Origin of the sequence: Pseudomonas sp., from assembly GCF_030683065.1 — a bacterium.
In the GTDB taxonomy this organism is placed as follows: domain Bacteria; phylum Pseudomonadota; class Gammaproteobacteria; order Pseudomonadales; family Pseudomonadaceae; genus Aquipseudomonas.
The window spans coordinates 108,720-126,809 of sequence record NZ_JAUXMX010000050.1 but is presented as its reverse complement, the minus strand read 5'-3'; the positions used below and the strand labels follow the sequence as shown (position 1 = coordinate 126,809).

Here is an 18,090-nt window from a genome sequence, read left to right as displayed (position 1 = left end):
AGGCCCTGTCCATGCGTTGGCGTATTGAATGAACACCTACAGTGAAGCTGCTGCGGACGTGTTCCTCTGTCCGCCTTGCGAGGTGGCACCTACACGCCGAAGGTGCCCTAGTGAGGTGTTTACTGTTGAGCCCATTTCAGGAAGGTGCTGCGGCTTTCCGGGGTCAACAGGTTCCACATTTGTTGCAGAGTGGTCAGGGTTGCATCGCTGTGCGGCAGTGCAGCAGCGTGAGCTGGTGCCGGATACAGGACTACTGGTTGGGTCGCTGCACCGGCAGCTGTGCCCAGTGGTGCGACAGTAGCGGCTTGCGGGGCAACTTCACTGGATCCCATCAGGGCGGCGAGTGCCGAAACGTTACGGTTGCCGGCTTGTGCTTGCTCACGCTCACCTGTGCGGGTGTTCACGGCCCAGGCGCTGAATTCGCTCTCGAGCTTCTTGGCTTCTTCCAGATTGCTCGGACGGTCGAACTCGAGGCGCCAGAGGTCACCGGCTTTACCCTCGATATTGAAGATGGCGGTGCGGCCACGTACCACTTCGTGGCTGATGCCGCCAGCGATGTCGAAACCATTCTTGTAGAAGGCCTGGAGCTGGTAAGAGCCCGGCTGTAGGAGCAATTCTTTGTCGTCTAGACCATTCGCGGCGTTGGCTGCGGAGTAGGGCTGGCCGTTGATGCTGCGAATTTCCAACTCTACGGGAACCACTACAGTCAGTACCTTGCTCTGCGGCAGCGGTGCGCCGGAATACAGTTGAACTGGCGGTTGCTGGGCACAGGCGGTCATCAGAAAAGCCATTGTGATAACGAACAAGCGGCGCATGGAAACTCCTAATTACGAAGGCTCGCCGGTACTCGGCGGTTGGGTCGATTGCATTTCGAAAACAATAATAAGACTGATAAGTGTCAGTTAAATGACAAACCGGGCTGTCCCAAAGGGAGCAGCCCGGTTTGTTTTCATTCTAATCCGCGAGGGGATTTAGAAATCGTAGCGCAGACCTACGGTGAAGCCAGCAGCTTCTTCACCAAGTGCTTCGTTCACACCATTGACGATTGACTGGTTGCTAGGGGTGGCAGTGCGGGACTGTGCCCATGGGGAATAGGCAACGTTTTTATCGTTGTCCACTACTGCGTAGTTGGCGTAGACGCGTACCGCTTTGTCCAGTTTGTGCTCGACACCCACAACCCACATGTCAGCATCGGCGCTTTCGGCGTCGCTGTCATTGGTCATCCAGGTAGCTTTCAGGGCAGTGTTTTTGGCAATTGCGAATTCGCCACCCAGGCCGTAGACGTTGAAGGAGCCAGCATCACGCTGAGTATTGGTAGTGGCATCAAAGCCGTCGAAATCGGTGGTTTGGTAGAAACCGACCAGTTTGAAGGTGTCGGTGATTTTGTAGGCGGCAGCGGCGCGAATAGAGTCAGCCTCGCCACGCAGAGCATCCTCTTCTACCTGCTCGTAGGCCAGAGAGGCTTCCAGCGGGCCACCGATGTAGTTCAACGAGGCGCTGAAAGCATCGCTATCTTCGTTGTTGGCATTGGTATCTGTGATGTTGAGAGACTGCCCCTTGTACATCGAGTAGGCCACTTTAGCGTTGAAGCCATTGAAGCTAGGCGTGGTGTACTGGATGGTGTTGTCATAACGCTCGTCAAGGCGGCCGGCAGTGACGCGTGCCAGGTTGTTCATGTCGCCGACTTGGTCGCCGAAGATGTTGAAGGGGCCACGAGCCACCTTGAACGGGCTATCGAAACGACCGACTTGAATCGCGCCGAAGTTCCCGCTCAGGCCAACGAAGGTGTCGCGAGTGGCGAAATCTGTACCGCCGTTCGAAGCGCCGGTGGTGAAGTTGATCTGTTGCTCGATCTGGAAGAAAGCTTTCAGGTCCGGGTTGACTTGGTTGTCGCCTTTGAAACCCAGGCGCGAGGAGTTGCTCGACAGGTTGGTTTCGGAGTACTTGGCACCATCGTCAAGGTAATCAACCGATACATGCGCACGGCCATAGATGCTCACGTCCGCCATTGCTATGGCAGGTACCGACAGAGCAGCACCAACAGCAACCGCAATCAACTTCATGTTCATTGAAAAACCCCTTCGTTTATGATAGGCCGTCATTGCCATTGGCATGACATCATCTGTTTGGACGGAGGCGATTATGGAAGGCCCATATGACAGAAGGTTTGCTGTCGTGTGACATTTCAGAGTCAGTGGAACTTTTTCAGAATCAAGCAGTTGCATTGCACGTCAGGTCATGTTGGTGGGTGCAATATGGCGGCGGTAAGGCCGAGCGGCCGAACTTCATACGTTGATTAGTAAGCTTTGAGGATGGTTTCGAGTTGTGGTGACTCGCGTGCGACTGCATCATGCTTGGCGACTTTCAGGGCCTGTTCCGTTTCGTTCGTGGAGTACCGGAGCTGTCCCCTCGGGAAATTTCCTTCGGAGCTTGCTATGACTCTTCTGCTCGCAGATTCCATGTGCTGCTTGCCGGCAGCGAGCTGGGACGCTCTGTCGGCCAGTGAGCAGCCCTTTCTGCGACACGCCTTTCTCTCGGCCCTGGAAGACAGCGGTAGCGTTGGCGGGCGAAGCGGCTGGCAGGCGGCGCATCGGCTGTTGCACGACGGCCAGGGGCAACTGCTGGCGGCTATGCCGGCCTATATAAAAAGCCACTCCTATGGCGAGTATGTGTTCGACCACGGCTGGGCGGATGCCTGTCACCGGGCGGGCATCGACTATTACCCCAAGCTGCTGGGTGCCATTCCGTTCTCGCCGGTGGGGGGGCAGCGTTTGCTCGGCGATCCCCTTGCGGTCGGGCAGTTGCTCGATGAGTTAAGTGCGAGCCTGGCGCAGCAAGGGTTGTCGAGCCTGCATATCAATTTCACCAGCCCGGCCGATGATGCGCTGCTGCAGGGGCGCGAGGGTTGGTTGCAGCGCCTGGGCTGCCAATACCACTGGCACAACCGCGGCTATCGGGATTTCCAGGATTTTCTCGATGCGCTCAGTTCGCGCAAGCGCAAGCAGATGCGCAAGGAACGCGAACAGGTGGCGGGGCAGGGCATCGAGTTTGACTGGCGTGAGGGCCATCAGCTGAGCGAGCTGGAGTGGGATTTCGTCTACCTGTGCTACGCCAATACCTACCGCGTGCGTGGTCAGTCGCCCTACCTGACGCGTGCCTTCTTCAGTCTGCTGGCCGAGCGTATGCCGCAGATGATTCGCGTGGTATTGGCTCGTCAAGGCGCCAGGCCGGTGGCCATGGCCTTCAGCCTGATGGGTGGCGACAGCCTGTATGGGCGCTATTGGGGTTGCCTGGCGGAGTTCGATCGGCTGCATTTCGAGACCTGTTTCTACCAGGGCATGGATTATGCGATAGCTCAGGGGCTGCAACGTTTCGATGCCGGTGCGCAGGGCGAGCACAAGCTGATCCGCGGCTTTGAGCCGGTGATCACCCACTCCTGGCACTATCTCTGCCATCTGGGCTTGCGCGCGGCGGTGGCCGACTTTCTGCAGGACGAGCGCCAAGGTGTGCAGGGCTACGCCGAGGACGCGCGCGGGCAGTTGCCGTATCGGCAGGCTTGAGGATTTTCGCGGGCATGGCCCGCTCCTACAAAAGCACAGCGCGCCTCCATACCGTAGGAGCGGGCCATGCCCGCGAATCGATATCGAAGACACCAACCATCGCTGAGCCTTATCAAAGCCAGACGGCATTCCAGAACGGATAATCGCCGATCCGTGCAACCAAACCTGCCCGCAATGGATTGGCCACGATGTAACGGGCAACTGTTTGCAGGTCTTCCTCTTCGCGTAGGGCATGGTCGTGAAAGGCTTTTGACCAGAGCGGGCCCGTTCGATTCAGGGCTCGGTTGGCGTTGCGGGAACTGTCGGCCTATTACCTCACCGAGGTTGTCCTTCTCGCCAAGCTGCAACAGCCAGTGGGCGTGGTCGGGCATCAGCACCCAGGCTAGCATCTGGCTCTCCCTGAGCAAGCTGTTGTCTTCGAAACAGCGCGCGGCCGCGCAGGCCGCAGGGAAGTGGGTGAATAGCGGTTGTCGGTTTTCGCTGGTTGTGGTGATCAGATAAGCCGTACTGCAGACCGATGCACGGCCTTTGCGTAAGGCCGCGTGGCCGGGTTTTTTGTGGCAGGGATGCTCGTCCATAAGCGTTCTCCTTGAGAAATTCGCGGGCATGGGGCTGGGTGCCCCCCCCGCTCCTACAGGAGGATAGTCTGACAATACGCATCAACCTTAGCGACCCATGGTCGCGACCGGCGTTTTACTCCACCCCGACAAACCCGCCTGTCTGGTGTTGCCAAAGCCGCGCGTAGAGGCCGCCCTGGGCAATCAGCTCACTGTGGCTGCCGGTTTCGACGATGCGGCCCTGGTCGATCACCACTAGGCGGTCCATGCGCGCGATGGTCGACAGGCGGTGGGCGATGGCGATCACGGTTTTGCCCTGCATCAGGCTGTCCAGGCTCTCCTGGATGGCTGCTTCGATTTCCGAGTCCAGCGCCGAGGTGGCTTCGTCTAGCACCAGAATTGGCGCGTCCTTGAGCAGGACGCGGGCGATGGCGATGCGCTGGCGCTGGCCGCCGGAGAGTTTCACTCCGCGTTCGCCAACCTGGGCGTCGAAACCGCGGCCGCCCTGGCCGTCGTCGAGTTGCGGGATAAAACTGTCGGCGCGGGCCTTGCGCACCGCCTCAAGTAATTCAGCCTCGCTGGCAGAGGGTTTGCCGTAGAGCAGGTTGTCACGGATCGAGCGGTGCAACAGGGCGGTGTCCTGAGTGACCATGCCGATCTGTGCACGCAGGCTTTCCTGAGTCACTTCGGCGATGTTCTGGCCATCGATCAGGATGCGCCCGCTTTCCAGGTCATAAAGGCGCAAGAGCAGGTTCGCCAGGGTCGATTTTCCCGCGCCGGAAGGGCCGACCAGGCCGATTTTCTCACCGGGGGCAACCGTCAGGCTCAGGCCGCCGATCACTCCGTGGCTGTTGCCGTAATGAAAGTGAATATTGTCGAACTGCACCGCGCCACTGTTGACCTGCAGCGGCTTTGCCTGGTCGTGGTCGAGCACCTGACGCGGCTGGACGATGGTTTGCATGCCGTCCTGCACGGTGCCGACGTTCTCGAAGATGCCGTTGACCACCCACATGATCCATTCGGCCATACCGTTGATACGAATCACCAGGCCCAGCGCCAGGGCGATGGCGCCGGTGCTGATCAGTTCCTGGCTCCACAGCCACAGTGCCAGGGCGCCGGTGCAAACGATCAGCATGCCGTTGAGGCAGGTCACCAGGAAGTCCAGGGTGGTGATGATGCGCGATTGCAGGCGCACCTTACCGAGCAGTTCCTGGATGGCTTGGCGGGTGTAGTGCTCCTCGACCTGGGTGTGGGCGAACAGTTTGAGGGTGGTGATGTTGCTGTAGCCGTCGACTACCCGGCCCATGACTTTCGAGCGCGCCGCCGAGGCTGCCGCAGAGCGTTCCTTGATCCTTGGCACGAAGTACCAGAGCGCCGCGCAGTAGCCGATGATCCACAGCAGCAGCGGGGCAATCAGGCGCAGGTCGGCAGCGGCGAACAGGTAAAGCGCGCTGGCAGCGTAGACGACTACATGCCAGAGCGCGTCGACCACCTGCATGGCCGAGTCGCGCAGTGAGGGGCCGGTCTGCATGATGCGCTGGGCGATGCGCCCGGCGAAGTCGTTCTGGAAGAAGCCCAGGCTCTGCTTGAGTACGTAGCGATGGTTCTGCCAGCGAATCAGGTTGGTCAGGCCGGGGTTGATGGCCTGGTGCGTCAGCAGGTTGTGCAGGCCGAACACCAGCGGGCGGATGACCAGTGCTACCAGCAGCATCCACAGCAGGGTGTGCTGGTGCTGTTCGAAGAACTCGCCACTCGGGGTGGTCTGAGTCATGTCGATCAGCTGACCAAGGAAGCTGAACAGCGCCACTTCGATCAAGGCTGCGACGAAACCGACCACCAATACGGCGCTCATCAGCGGCCAGACCTGGCGCAGGTAGTGGGCATAGAAGGCCAGCATGGCGGCCGGCGGTTCGACGTCGGGGCTGGCTTTGAATACGTCGATCAGCTTTTCGAAGTGGCGAAACAGCATGTCAGACAGCCTGCCTAGGTCAGGGAAAAGAGCCTGATTCTAGCCAGTTTGCCGGCACGGGTGTTGCGCAGATGGAGGCTGAATACGCAGGGTGGGCATTGGGGTCATGCGCACCCTGCGGGGTGGATCAGAGGCGCTTGGCTTCGGTAATCAGCACTGGCTCGCGCGGTACGTTCTGGTGGCCGCCGCGATTGCTGGTTGGCACCTGGGCGATCTTGTCGACCACATCCATACCGCGTGTCACCTTGCCGAACACCGCATAGCCGAAGTCGCGCGAGCTGTGGTCGAGGAAGGCGTTGTCCTTGTGGTTGATAAAGAACTGGCTGGTAGCGGAATCCCGCACCTGGGTGCGCGCCATGGCCAGGGTGCCGCGTACGTTGTGCAGGCCGTTGTCGGCTTCGTTCTTGATCGCGGCTTGTGTCTGCTTCTGTTGCATGCCGGCATCGAAGCCACCGCCTTGCACCATGAACCCCGGGATTACCCGGTGAAATTGGGTGCCTGCGTAGTAACCGCTGTCCACGTAGGCGAGGAAGTTTTCCACGCTGACGGGTGCTTTTTCCGCATTCAGCTCGATTTCGATTTCACCGAGGCTGGTGGTCAGCAGTACCTTCGGGTTTTCCGCGGCCAGCAGGCTGCTGGCAAACAGTACGGTGCAGGCGGCGAGGGCGAGTTTTTTCAGCATGCTTGTTGATCCTTGTTGAGGGCAGTGTGGGCAGTCTGTTCGACTTCTTCGAGGAAGGCCAGCAGGCTGCTGTTGAAGCGTTGCGGTTGATCCAGTGGTGTGGCGTGGCGCGAATCTTCGATCACCAGCAGGCGCGCATTGGGCATTTCCCTGACGTAGGCCTCTTTCTGCGCAACCGGGGTGTAGTCGCGATCGGCGGCGATCACCAGAGTCGGACAGGTAATGCGTGCCAGGCGTTCCCGTACTCCCCAGCCAATTATGGCGTCGAGGCTGGCCAGGTAGGCGCGCTTGTCGTTGAGCGGCCAGCGCTCTTCGATCTTGCGCCGCAGCTCGGCTTGCTCGGGCTTGGGAAACAACAGTTTGCCCAGCGCCTTGGAGATGGTGTCGAGGCTGAGCAGGCGTGACAGGCTCCAGCGTTTGGCAATTTCCAGGAAGTCGCGTGGGCTTTTCGCCTTCACTTCCGGGCCGCTGTTGACGATGGTCAGGCTTTTCAGCAGTTCGGGGCGCTCGACGCCCAGTTGGAAGCCGATCATCCCGCCCATGGAAATGCCCACCAGATGCACCCTGTCCAGCCCCAGGTGCTCGATCAGCGCGCTCACGTCTTCGGCGAAACCGGCGATGCTGTAGCGTTCGCGCGGCTTGTCCGAGCGGCCGTGCCCGCGGATGTCGATGGCGATCACGCGGTAGTGCGCCGCCAGTTCGGGGATCTGATATTCCCAGTCGCGGGTGCTCGAACCCAGGCCATGCACCAGCAGTACCGGCGTGCCCTTGCCGTATTCCTCGTAGTGCAGTTGGCAACCGTCGTTATCGAAGTAGGACATGGATGATTCCCGTCAGTTGGCTGACTCAGTTGGCGGATTTAGTTGGCGGATTGAGGCGCGGCGAAGGGCGCATTGAGTGGTGCCGCGTCGAAGTTCTTGATCAGGTTTACAAGAATCTGGCTGGCCGGCCCCAGGCTTTTGTCCTTGTGGCTGTAGAGGGTAAAGCGTGGGTGATTGGAGCCGCCCTGTTCCAGCTCCAGGGTTTTCAGGATGCCAGCGCTCAATTCTCTATCGATCTGATGGCGCGGTAGCCAGGCGAAGCCTAGCCCGCTGCTGACAAAATAGGCCGCTGTCGACAGGCTGCTGACCGTCCAGCGTTGTTCGGCGCCTAGCCAGCCGACGTCGCGCGGTTTGCTGCGCCCCGAGTCGCGAATCACCACCTGCAACTGGTTCTGTAAATCCTCGAAGGTCAGTTTGCGTTGCATCTTGTGCAGCGGGTGGTCGGGGTGGGCAACTGCGACGAATTCCACTTCGCTGAGTTCATGGCCCAGGTAGCCAACCATGGGCAGGCTGCTGATGGCCAGGTCTGCGGTGCCTTCGAGCAGCACTTCTTCGACACCTGACAGGACTTCCTCGCGCAGGCGTACGCGGCAGCCGCGACTCTGCGGGATGAAAGCGGCCAGCGCCCGGATCAGGCGAGCGGTCGGGTAGGCGGCGTCAACTACCAGACGCACTTCGGCTTCCCAGCCCTGGTCCATGTTAAAGGCCAGGTCTTCGAGTTGGCTGGCCTGTTTGACCAGTTGCCTTGAGCGACGCAACAGCACGTCGCCGGCCTCGGTGAGCACGGCTTTACGGCCCTCGATGCGCAGCAGCGGCACGCCGAGCTGTTCCTGCATGCGGGCCACGGTGTAGCTGACCGAGGATTGCGAGCGATGCAGTAACTCGGCGGCCTGGGCAAAGCCGCCCTGATCGACTACGGCCTGCAAGGTTCGCCACTGGTCAAGGGTCACGCGGGGGGCTTTCATTATCTTCTCCTGTACATGCGCGTCGTGAGCGGTTGCAAAAGGCTTTTGCCTACGGCGACCGTTTCACGCAGCCCGCAACGGTATTGAGTGAGGTCATTTAGCGCACTAAACGCCCCCGCCTTTAACTTGCCGCGAACCTGTGGAGGCGATTGCGAGACGGCGCGCAATATTTTCACCGCCGCTGAGGTGAACTCGCTCTAAACTGGCAGTCCTTTGTTGGAGACTGCCGCATGAAAAACGTTTGCTGTGCCTTGATCGCACTGTTGCCGCTGGTTGCTTTCGCTTATCCGATCGAGCTGGAAAAACAGTTCAACGGTGCCGAAGTGTCAGTCACCTCCCAGGAAATCGATCACAACATGGCCGCGGTGCTGCTCTACAACTATGGCCAGACCGAGGCTGAGTGCAAGGCGGTGTTCCGCAACGGTCCTGAGGCTCCGCGCACCCGCCAGGTGTTGTTGGCGCCGGGGCAAAACAGCAACCTGACCGTAAAATTCGCCCGTAGCATCATCAAACTTCGCGTGCAGCTAACCTGTGGCCTGAAGTAAACCGCTGGCCGCTCAATGCAGAGCCTAGGCGTCTGTACCCGAATGGCAATCAAGCACAAATTGTAAGTTGGCGCTGAGGAACGCAGCCCAACAAGAGCAACCAGTCGTTCTTCGCAGTCCTGCCTGCATAAATCCCTATTTCTGGACGGGCGCCAGTATTGGGTGTTTTATAAATCAATTTTATCGATAGGTGGAAGCTGTTATTTGCACTTTTTAATCGATTGCTGCGTCACTACCCTTTGCACCATCGACGTTAATCAACCTCTGATGGAGCACAACATGTCCAATGTTCTGGTAATCGAAAGCAGCGCCCGCCAACAGGGCTCGGTTTCGCGTCAGCTTACCGAGCAATTCATTGCCCGGTGGCAAGCCGCTCACCCGGCCGATCAGATTCAGGTTCGCGACCTGGCGGTCGATCAAGTTCCGCATCTGGACGCCAACCTTCTCGGTGGCTGGATGACTCCAGCCGACCAGCACAGCCTTGCAGAGCAAGCGGCTTTGGCCCTGTCCAACACGCTAACCGATGAAGTGCTGGCTGCCGATGTGCTGGTGCTGGCCGCGCCTATGTACAACTTCGCAATCCCCAGCACCCTGAAGGCCTGGCTGGATCATGTGCTGCGTGCCGGCGTCACGTTCAAGTACAGCGAAACCGGGCCGCAAGGTTTGCTCACTGGCAAGCGGGCTTTCGTCCTGACGGCCCGTGGCGGTATCTACGCCGGGGGCAACATGGATCATCAGGAACCCTACCTGCGCCAGGTGTTGGCTTTTATCGGCATTCATGACGTCAGCTTCATCCATGCAGAAGGCCTCAACCTGGGTGCTGACTTCATGGAAAAAGGCCTGGCCGAGGCCAAGGCGCAGTTGGCTGAACTCATCTGATTACGTTTGTATCTATGGCTCCTTGGATACGGCCAGGCACCTAGGTGTCTGGCTTTTTTTGTAAATTGACGTCAAGAAATTGTCTGTTTCGCCGCGGCGTGTTGCCAGGCGTTAAGCCGGTTGGGTTCCGGGCATGCCTTGACGGCAGTGTGACGACGTCCAGCGAGGTCTGCTGCTGCCAACAGGACTGCGCTGCGCACAGTGCAACCTCGCGCCGATCTGCGCTGATGCATGCCGCAATTCCGTCCGCAGGCGCCGCGCGCTGGCTACTTGCACGGGGGGGATTGATTCGCGAGAACTAGCGCGTGCGCGGACAACGTTTCGCAACTAAAGTGCAATGCCGCTTGGTCGTCCCTTAAGCAAGGCATGGATCAAGCCCGCGGCGGCAGAGCCAAAAAATTGGCCTTTTGCCCTATTTTTCAGTATTCCAGTTGATCTTTTGTCGGATAGACTCGCCAAATTAAAAAAATGCACGGGTCTTGCCGAGCGTTGATCTCGCATTAAGGAATCAAGGTGGATTTAGCCACGCTTATCGGTTTACTCGGCGCTTTCGGGATTATTGGCGCGACCATCTTCCTAGGCGCTTCCAGTGGCATGTTTTTCAACGTTCCATCGTTGATGATCGTGATCCTTGGCAGTCTGTTTGTGGTGTTGATGAAGTTCAGCATCAAGCAGTTCTTCGGTGCTTTCAAAGTGGCGACGCGGGCTTTCAAGTTCCGTCTGCCCAGCGTTGAGGAAACCATTGTCGAGCTGATTGAGATCGCCATGGTTGCGCGCAAGGAAGGTGTGTTGGCCTTGGAAGATCGTGAGATCAGCTCGCCCTTTCTCAAGTCCGGCATCCAGTTGATGATCGACGGTCAAAGCCATGACACCATTCGCACCTTTCTGGAGAAAGAGCGCCTGTTGACCCTGGATCGCAACCGCTGGGGCGCCAAGGTGTTCACTGCCATGGGTGATGTTGGCCCGGCCATGGGCATGATCGGCACCTTGGTCGGGCTGGTGCAGATGCTGGCCAACATGGAAGACCCCAAGTCCATCGGCCCTGCCATGGCCGTTGCCCTGCTCACTACCTTGTACGGCGCCATGCTGGCGACCATGCTGTGCCTGCCTCTGGCGGACAAACTCAACTTGCGCATGACCGAGGAGGCGCGCATGCAGGCGTTGTGGATCGACGCCCTGCTGGCCATCCAGGATGGGATCAACCCGCGCATTATCGAGCAAATGCTCAAGACTTACTTGCCACCGGATAAGCGAGCAACTGCAGCGGATGCCGGGCCTGGTTGAACGAGTGCCTGAAATATGAGTGATGATGACGAGGCTCCCGCTGGTATTCCGGCCTGGGTGATGACTTTTGCCGACTTGATGTCGCTGCTGATGTGTTTTTTCGTGTTGTTGCTGTCTTTTTCCGAAATTGACGCGATGCGCTTCAAACAGATTGCTGGTGAGCTGTCCAAGGCGTTTGGCGTGCAGCGTGATGTGCCGGCGCTTGAGGTGCCGATGGGTACCAGTGCCGTGTTTGACAAGTTCTCTCCGGGTAAGCCTGAACCGACGCCAGTGGATCAGGTGCGTCAGCAGACCACCACTCAGGATCCGCAGCTCGATACCCTGCGCGGTGAGGTGGATGCCGAGGCTGAGAAGGAGCGCATGGCCCAGGAGCAAGTCAAGGAAAGCACTGAGCAGCTGCAGCAAATTCTCAACGAAGAACTTCAGGCCGGGCGCATGCAACTGCTTGAGGAGAATCGGCGGATTATTCTGCGGGTCGAAGAAAAGGGTTCATTTTCTTCCGGATCGGCAGAGCTGACGCCGGAGTTTGAAGACCTGCTGATGCGTATCTCCGATGCTCTGGTGACTATTCCTGGCGAGCTGGCCATTGAGGGTCATACCGACAACATTCCTATCAGTACGGCGCGTTTCAATTCCAACTGGGATCTGTCTGCCGCGCGAGCGTCGGCGGTGACCAATGCCCTGCTGTTCAACCCCCAGGTGTCGCCAGCGCGTATGAGTCTGCGCGGCTTTGCCGATACCCGGTCGCGAGCGGACAACGACACGCCGGAAAATCGGGCGTTGAATCGTCGGGTGGAGATCATTATCGATCAGTCCGGCGCTGACGATCAGCATGACGAACAGCTGCGCAGCCTGCTGCGAGGCGGCGATGGCGTGCAGCCGGATATGGAAGTTGAGCAGCGCTGAGGTTGCGCAAGCCCCACCTCCAGGCGCGCGGCGGCTCGGGTTTCTGCGCGGTGTATGTCCCACGCAGCGTGATTGAGCGCAATAAGCGCTTCTAGCCCCGCGCTGCACGTCCAGTCGCGACCGCTTGCAGGCAGCCTCGCGACGACGCTCAATATTTTTACCGCCCGCCTGTTAAGCTCGCCGCCCAATTGGAGGTGGTGATGCGTTATCTGCTAATTGTGACCCTGCTCTGGGCTTTTTCTTTCAGCCTGATCGGCGAGTACCTGGCCGGCCAAGTGGACAGTTATTTTGCCGTGCTGACACGGGTGCTGATTGCCGGTCTGGTGTTTCTGCCGTTGACCCGCTGGCATGGCGTGGCGCCAGCGTTCATGCGCGGCATGCTGTTGATTGGCGCGCTGCAGTTCGGCGTCACCTATGTCTGTCTGTACCTGAGTTTCAGTGTGCTGACCGTGCCGGAAGTGCTGCTGTTCACCATTCTTACGCCGTTGCATGTGACCCTGATCGAGGATGCCTTCAATCGGCGTTTCAATCCCTGGGCGTTGCTTGCCGCATTAGTCGCCGTGGCGGGTGCAGCGATTATTCGCTACGACCAGCCCGGTACGGACTTTTATATCGGTTTCTTCCTGCTGCAGATCGCCAACGCCACGTTTGCCGCCGGGCAGGTGTTCTACAAGCATTTGCTTGTCCGGCATCCCTCGGACATTCCGCAGTACCAGCGCTTCGGCTACTTCTACCTGGGTGCCTTGGTCATCGCCTTGCCGGCCTTCTTGCTGTTCGGTAACGCCGCCCGCTTACCCACTAGCGCCAGTCAGTGGTGGGTCCTGGTTTGGCTCGGTATGGTGGCATCCGGGCTTGGTCTTTACTGGTGGAACAAAGGCGCGAGCCTGGTCGATGGTGGCACCCTGGCGGTCATGAATAATGCCTTGGTGCCAGCGGGTCTGTTGGTCAATTTATTATTGTGGAACCACGATGCCGATCTTTTGCGGTTGAGTCTGGGCGGTGCGGTGATTGCCAGTTCTCTGCTGTTGACCCGGTTCGGCAGCCGGCAGTTATACGCGGCGAAGGAGATGCGATGAAGTTGTCCGGGCGTGGGGTGTCGCTGTCGGTTGGTGCCTCTTTGCTGTTTGCGCTTATTCCTGGCTATGTGCAGCAACTGGCGCCGCTGGATGGTGTGCAGGTGTTCGCCCAGCGTGTGCTGTGGTCGATCCCTGCGGTGTTGCTGATGGTCGCCGTGACTCAACAATGGACGGTGTTGGCGTCGGCCATTGGCCGTCTGCGCCATGAGCCGTTATTGCTGGCAGCCTTGCCACTCTCGGCAGCATTGATTGGCGTGCAGTGGGCCTTGTTCGTCTGGGCGCCGTTGGCCGGGCACATGCTGGATGTGTCGCTGGGTTATTTTTTGTTGCCTCTGGCAATGGTGCTGGCCGGGCGGGTTTTCTACGGCGAGCGTTTGCGCCCGCTGCAGCAGTTGGCAGTGTGCTGTGCGTTGCTCGGTGTGCTGCATGAGCTCTGGCGGCTGCAGAATTTTTCCTGGATTACCCTGGTAACCGCGCTGGGTTATCCCCCGTACTTTATGTTGCGCCGCTGGATGCGCCTGGATGCCTTGTCCGGATTCATTCTGGAAATGCTGGTGCTGGCGCCTCTGGCGGTGTGGCTGATCGTCGCCTGGGGGCCGGTGGCGGTGTTCGCTCAAGTGCCGCAATTGTGGTGGCTATTGCCTGGCCTGGGCTTGCTTGGTGCCCTGGCGTTTGCCGCGATGATGGCGTCCAGCCGGTTGTTGCCACTGGGGCTGTTTGGCATTCTCAGTTACGTTGAGCCGGTGCTGCTGTTTTTGGTGGCACTGCTGTTTCTTGGCGAAAGCTTCAATGCCCAGCAGTGGCTGACGTACCTGCCGATCTGGCTGGCGGTGCTGCTGGTCGGTTGGGACAGTGCGCGGCTGCTGATCAAACAGCGGCACATATGACAGGAGGCGACATGCAGATCAATGCTGACCTGAGCCGGCGGGTGGTGCTCGATACTCGGGCTATCGACTGGCAGGCTTCACCATTACCTGGCGTTGAACGGCGTCCACTGGAGCGTTTTGCCGCGGAAAGCGGGCGCACCACGTCAGTCGTACGGTATGCGCCAGGTGCGCAATTTCGTAGCCATCTGCATCCGGGCGGCGAGGAGATTCTGGTACTCGACGGGGTCTTCGCCGATGAACATGGCGCCTATCCGGAAGGCTATTGGCTGAAGAATCCGCCGGGCAGCAGCCATGCACCGTCCAGCCCGGAGGGTTGCCTGTTGTTCGTCAAGCTCTGCTACCAGGAGCCGCAGGATCAGCAGGCGCTGCGCATTGATACCCACAAAGCCGATTGGCGGCCAGGCCTGGTGCCAGGCTTGAGCGTATTGCCACTGGACAGCTTCGCTACGGTGCACACGGCGCTGGTGCGCTGGGCGCCTGGCACCCAGTTCAGTGCGCATCGGCATCTTGGCGGGGAAGAAATCCTGGTCCTGGAAGGGGTGTTTCAGGATGAGTTCGGCGATTATCCTGCCGGCACCTGGCTGCGCAGCCCACACGGGTCAACGCATGCGCCGTTTTCCCGTGAGGGTTGCCTGATTTATGTAAAGGTTGGCCATCTGCTCGATGCGGGTGTGACAGATCAGTCCAGTACGTTGCTCAGCACTTCGTAGATGATCCCGGTGGCGATTGCCACCAGCACCACATCGGTACCGGCTTGTTTCCACTCATAGCCGTCATAGCGTGGCAGTTGGCTGGCAATGCGGCCGTCGAAGTTCTTGGCGATACCGGGTGGCAGTGGTTTGCCACGGGCCAGGTTCTTGGCGATGCCTGGCGGCAATGCGCTGGTCGAGCCGATCAGTTGCCGATTGTCGCCCAGTACGATGCGTACGCGGCCGATATCGATGCTGGGACCACTGAGGTGGAGACTGACATTGTCGTCATGGCCCGCGCCATGTTTGCCAGGGTTATCGTGTTTCGGTGCGGCGAAGGCGCTCTGCGTGGCCAGGGCGATGGCCAGGCCGCTGCAGATGAGTAAGGCGCGAGACGGGTTGCTCATGCAAATCTCCGGGTGTTTGGCACGGTTGTAGTGCCTGATTTGAGTGCTTTGATGGGGGTTCGTTCACCTGTCGAGGGGCCTGCTCTCTGCGGGTCTTTGCAAAGAAATTCGGCCCCGGCGCAGGAAAACGTTACGCTATGCAGCTGATTTCCGTTTTTCGTCGAGGTTACCTCCGTGTTTTCCCAATTCGCCCTGCATGAACGTCTGCTGAAAGCCGTGGCTGCGCTGAACTTTACCGAGCCCACTCCAGTGCAGCTGGCGGCTATTCCGCTGGCGCTGCAAGGGCAGGATTTGCGGGTCACGGCACAAACTGGCAGCGGCAAGACGGCAGCCTTTGTCCTGCCGATGCTCAATCGCCTGCTGGGTGATGGTGCTTCCTCGCCGCGCATGAGCGTGCGCGCGATGATTATGTTGCCCACCCGTGAGCTGGCCCAGCAAACCCTAAAGGAAGTCGAGCGTTTTGCCCAGTTCACCTTCCTCAAGGCCGGTTTGATCACCGGTGGTGAGGATTTCAAGATGCAGGCCGCGATGCTGCGTCGGGTTGATATCCTGATTGGTACGCCGGGTCGCCTGATCGAGCACGCCAACGCCGGTAACCTGCTGCTCGATGAAGTGGAAGTGCTGGTGCTCGACGAAGCTGACCGTATGCTTGACATGGGTTTTGCCGAAGATGTGCAACGCTTGAGTGAGCTGTGCAATGCCGGGCGCCAGACCCTGCTGTTCTCCGCGACCAGCGGTGGTGCAGGCCTGCGCGAGATCGTCGCCAAGGTGCTCAAAGAGCCCGAGCACCTGCAACTCAACCGCGTCAGCCAGCTCAATGAAGGCACGCGCCAGCAAATCATCACTGCCGACCATAACCATCACAAAGAGCGCATGGTCGAGTGGCTGTTGACCAATGAGACCTACGAGAAGGCGATCATCTTCACCAACACTCGGGTGCAGGCCGACCGCCTGTATGGCAAGTTGGTAGCCCACGATTTCAAGGTATTCGTACTGCACGGCGAGAAGGACCAGAAAGATCGCAAGCTGGCCATTGATCGTCTCAAGCAGGGCGCGGTAAAAATCCTGGTGGCCACCGACGTGGCTGCGCGTGGTCTGGATGTCGATGGCCTGGATATGGTGATCAACTTCGACATGCCGCGTTCGGGCGACGAGTACGTACACCGCATTGGTCGTACCGGTCGCGCGGGAGCTGAAGGTCTGGCGATTTCGCTGATTTGCCACAACGACTGGAGCCTGATGTCGAGCATCGAACGCTACCTCAAGCAGCGTTTCGAGCGGCGCAATATCAAGGACATGAAAGGCATCTACCAGGGGCCGAAGAACCTCAAGGCATCCGGCAAGGCGGTGGGGCCGAAGAAGAAAAAGATCGACCCCAAGACCGGCAAGAAGCTGGTCGCGAAGAAGCCTGCGGCCAAGGCGCCAAGCAAGCGCAATACCATCAATAAACCCAAGGTCGCAGCGCCGGAGTTGGTCAGCCAGGACGGTTTGGCTCCGCTCAAGCGTCGTGCCCCTGCGGCTGAGTGATTGTGTCGCCCGGATTGCGTCCGGGCGTATTTCAGTATCAATGGTCCGCGTGCGCAGACGTAGGGTGCGCCGCGCGCACCATTGACCGCGGGTGTTTGGTGTTTGGTGTGCAGCCTGCCGGGCTGGTGCAGTCGGTCGCAGCAGGCTGCATATGCGCTGTTCTGCGGCGTTATTTAGGTACGATCAGTATCTTGCCGTCACGCTCGCCACTGGCGGCCGCTGCTACCGCTTGTTTGATCTGGCTGACGTCATAGGTGGCTGCCACGTGGGTGCGCAGCTTGCCGCTGGCGATCAGCTGGATCAGCTCACCAAACACCTTCATCTGCTCGGCCGGGGTGGCATTCTGGAACCACTTGGCCAGCCAGAAGCCGCGCAGGCTTACGTCGCGGAACACGAAGGAAGCCGGTGAGACCTGACACGGCTGGCGACTCATCATGCCGTAGTTGACCAGCACCCCGCCCTCGCTGAGGCTTGCGGCCAGGTTGTCGGTGGACGGACCGCCCACTGCGTCGATACCCAGGCGTACTTGCTCGCCGCCAGTGGCTGCGCGTACGCGCTTGGCCAGGTCTGGCCCATCCACGAGCACCACATCGCCGCCTTCGGCTTGTACGCCCGCCACTGCCGATTCGCGGCGCACCACGTTAATGGTCTTGAAGCCGCGCAGCTTGGCTAGCTGGATCAAGTAGCTGCCGACGCCCGAGTTGGCGGCGTTCTGGATCACCCAGTCACCGGGTTTGAGGTCGACAAACTGGCTGAGCAGCAAGGAGGCGGTCGGCGGATTGACGGTTAGCATCGCCAATTGCTGGGGATCCCCCTCCGGCAATGCAATCAGTTTGTTTGCGGGTGCGTTCAGGTGACTGACCCAGGTGCCGCACCCGACTGGTAGCAGTACCAGTTGGCCAACCTTGAGGTTACTCACCTCGGGGCCGACTTCCTCGATACGGCCAACACCTTCGTTGCCGCCAATTGCCGGCAGCGGTGGCAGCATGCCGTACTCACCGGTCAGGGTGAGGACGTCGGATGGGTTGATCGGCGCGGCCTCCACCTTGATCCGCACCTGGCCTGCTGCAGGGGCCGGCAGGTGTAGCTCGACTGCATCGATCACGTCCTGCGGCACCGGTCCGCGAGTTTGGTATTCGGCTTTGAGCATGGTGTTTCTCCAGCAATGGCGATTCATTTTGAGGGCTAAGATATTTTGAAAAATGCTTATTTACTGCGAGTCGCCCGATGACGGCGCCCGATATCTATATGGCCCCTGAGTCTAGACTGGAGTGACTATGCCGCGGCGAATCCCGCTCAATCTATCTCGGTGATTGCTCGCGGTTGGCGGCGCCTG

General features: G+C 59.4%; 17 protein-coding genes. 9 read left to right on the top strand and 8 right to left on the bottom strand.

The features are described from left to right. Positions 1 to 119: 119 nt before the first annotated feature. Positions 120 to 815 (bottom strand): DUF2057 family protein, encoded by a 696-nt coding sequence (locus Q8K09_RS16925; protein ID WP_305256158.1) that lies wholly within the window; start codon positions 813 to 815, stop codon positions 120 to 122. Between the two features lie 156 nt (positions 816 to 971). Continuing rightward, positions 972 to 2,069: a porin gene (locus tag Q8K09_RS16920; protein ID WP_305256157.1), complete on the bottom strand. Its 1,098-nt coding sequence runs from the start codon at positions 2,067 to 2,069 to the stop codon at positions 972 to 974. Positions 2,070 to 2,435: 366 nt separating this feature from the next. Between Q8K09_RS16920 and Q8K09_RS16915 the strand changes: the two genes are divergently transcribed. Then, complete coding sequence (locus tag Q8K09_RS16915) at positions 2,436 to 3,560, top strand: GNAT family N-acetyltransferase (RefSeq protein ID WP_305256156.1); 1,125 nt, start codon at positions 2,436 to 2,438, stop codon at positions 3,558 to 3,560. Between the two features lie 693 nt (positions 3,561 to 4,253). Here the strand turns inward: Q8K09_RS16915 and Q8K09_RS16905 are convergent. The 4 genes from Q8K09_RS16905 to Q8K09_RS16890 form a co-directional block, all read right to left on the bottom strand. Beyond that, the gene (locus Q8K09_RS16905; RefSeq protein ID WP_305256155.1) at positions 4,254 to 6,086 is read right to left on the bottom strand and encodes an ABC transporter ATP-binding protein; all 1,833 of its coding nucleotides are present in this window, start codon (positions 6,084 to 6,086) and stop codon (positions 4,254 to 4,256) included. A 127-nt stretch (positions 6,087 to 6,213) separates the two neighbouring features. After that, positions 6,214 to 6,768, bottom strand: a complete 555-nt coding sequence (locus Q8K09_RS16900) for a peptidylprolyl isomerase (RefSeq protein ID WP_305256154.1) — start codon at positions 6,766 to 6,768, stop codon at positions 6,214 to 6,216. Beyond that, positions 6,762 to 7,589, bottom strand: coding sequence for an alpha/beta fold hydrolase (locus tag Q8K09_RS16895; RefSeq protein WP_305256153.1), 828 nt, complete (start codon positions 7,587 to 7,589; stop codon positions 6,762 to 6,764). Before Q8K09_RS16895 ends, Q8K09_RS16900 begins: the two co-directional genes overlap by 7 nt. Before the next feature lie 38 nt (positions 7,590 to 7,627). Then, positions 7,628 to 8,554 (bottom strand): LysR family transcriptional regulator, encoded by a 927-nt coding sequence (locus tag Q8K09_RS16890; protein ID WP_305256152.1) that lies wholly within the window; start codon positions 8,552 to 8,554, stop codon positions 7,628 to 7,630. A 230-nt stretch (positions 8,555 to 8,784) separates the two neighbouring features. Between Q8K09_RS16890 and Q8K09_RS16885 the strand changes: the two genes are divergently transcribed. From Q8K09_RS16885 to Q8K09_RS16855, 7 genes are all read left to right on the top strand, one after another. Continuing rightward, positions 8,785 to 9,099, top strand: a complete 315-nt coding sequence (locus Q8K09_RS16885; protein ID WP_305256151.1) for a 3-phosphoglycerate kinase — start codon at positions 8,785 to 8,787, stop codon at positions 9,097 to 9,099. 279 nt (positions 9,100 to 9,378) lie between these two features. Further along, positions 9,379 to 9,978, top strand: a complete 600-nt coding sequence (locus Q8K09_RS16880; protein ID WP_305256150.1) for an FMN-dependent NADH-azoreductase — start codon at positions 9,379 to 9,381, stop codon at positions 9,976 to 9,978. Between the two features lie 513 nt (positions 9,979 to 10,491). Continuing rightward, the gene (gene pomA / locus Q8K09_RS16875) at positions 10,492 to 11,262 is read left to right on the top strand and encodes a flagellar motor protein PomA (RefSeq protein WP_305256149.1); all 771 of its coding nucleotides are present in this window, start codon (positions 10,492 to 10,494) and stop codon (positions 11,260 to 11,262) included. Positions 11,263 to 11,277: 15 nt separating this feature from the next. Further along, positions 11,278 to 12,168: a flagellar motor protein MotB gene (locus tag Q8K09_RS16870; RefSeq protein ID WP_305256148.1), complete on the top strand. Its 891-nt coding sequence runs from the start codon at positions 11,278 to 11,280 to the stop codon at positions 12,166 to 12,168. A 200-nt stretch (positions 12,169 to 12,368) separates the two neighbouring features. Then, a complete protein-coding gene (locus tag Q8K09_RS16865) occupies positions 12,369 to 13,244 on the top strand; it encodes a carboxylate/amino acid/amine transporter (RefSeq protein WP_305256147.1) in 876 nt (291 codons plus the stop codon). After that, entirely contained in the window at positions 13,241 to 14,131 is an 891-nt protein-coding gene (rarD, locus tag Q8K09_RS16860; protein ID WP_305256146.1) for an EamA family transporter RarD, read from the top strand. The genes Q8K09_RS16865 and rarD overlap by 4 nt, the downstream gene beginning before the upstream one ends. Before the next feature lie 11 nt (positions 14,132 to 14,142). After that, the gene (locus Q8K09_RS16855; protein WP_305256145.1) at positions 14,143 to 14,841 is read left to right on the top strand and encodes a cupin domain-containing protein; all 699 of its coding nucleotides are present in this window, start codon (positions 14,143 to 14,145) and stop codon (positions 14,839 to 14,841) included. On the opposite strand, the gene Q8K09_RS16850 is transcribed toward Q8K09_RS16855, so the two are convergent. After that, positions 14,811 to 15,227, bottom strand: coding sequence for an anti-virulence regulator CigR family protein (locus Q8K09_RS16850; RefSeq protein ID WP_305256144.1), 417 nt, complete (start codon positions 15,225 to 15,227; stop codon positions 14,811 to 14,813). The genes Q8K09_RS16855 and Q8K09_RS16850 overlap by 31 nt on opposite strands. Before the next feature lie 174 nt (positions 15,228 to 15,401). On the opposite strand from Q8K09_RS16850, the gene Q8K09_RS16845 reads away from it, so the two are divergent. Further along, positions 15,402 to 16,754, top strand: coding sequence for a DEAD/DEAH box helicase (locus tag Q8K09_RS16845; protein ID WP_305256143.1), 1,353 nt, complete (start codon positions 15,402 to 15,404; stop codon positions 16,752 to 16,754). Positions 16,755 to 16,923: 169 nt separating this feature from the next. Here the strand turns inward: Q8K09_RS16845 and Q8K09_RS16840 are convergent, their stop codons facing one another. After that, a complete protein-coding gene (locus tag Q8K09_RS16840) occupies positions 16,924 to 17,904 on the bottom strand; it encodes a zinc-dependent alcohol dehydrogenase family protein (protein ID WP_305256142.1) in 981 nt (326 codons plus the stop codon). Positions 17,905 to 18,090 lie beyond the last annotated feature (186 nt).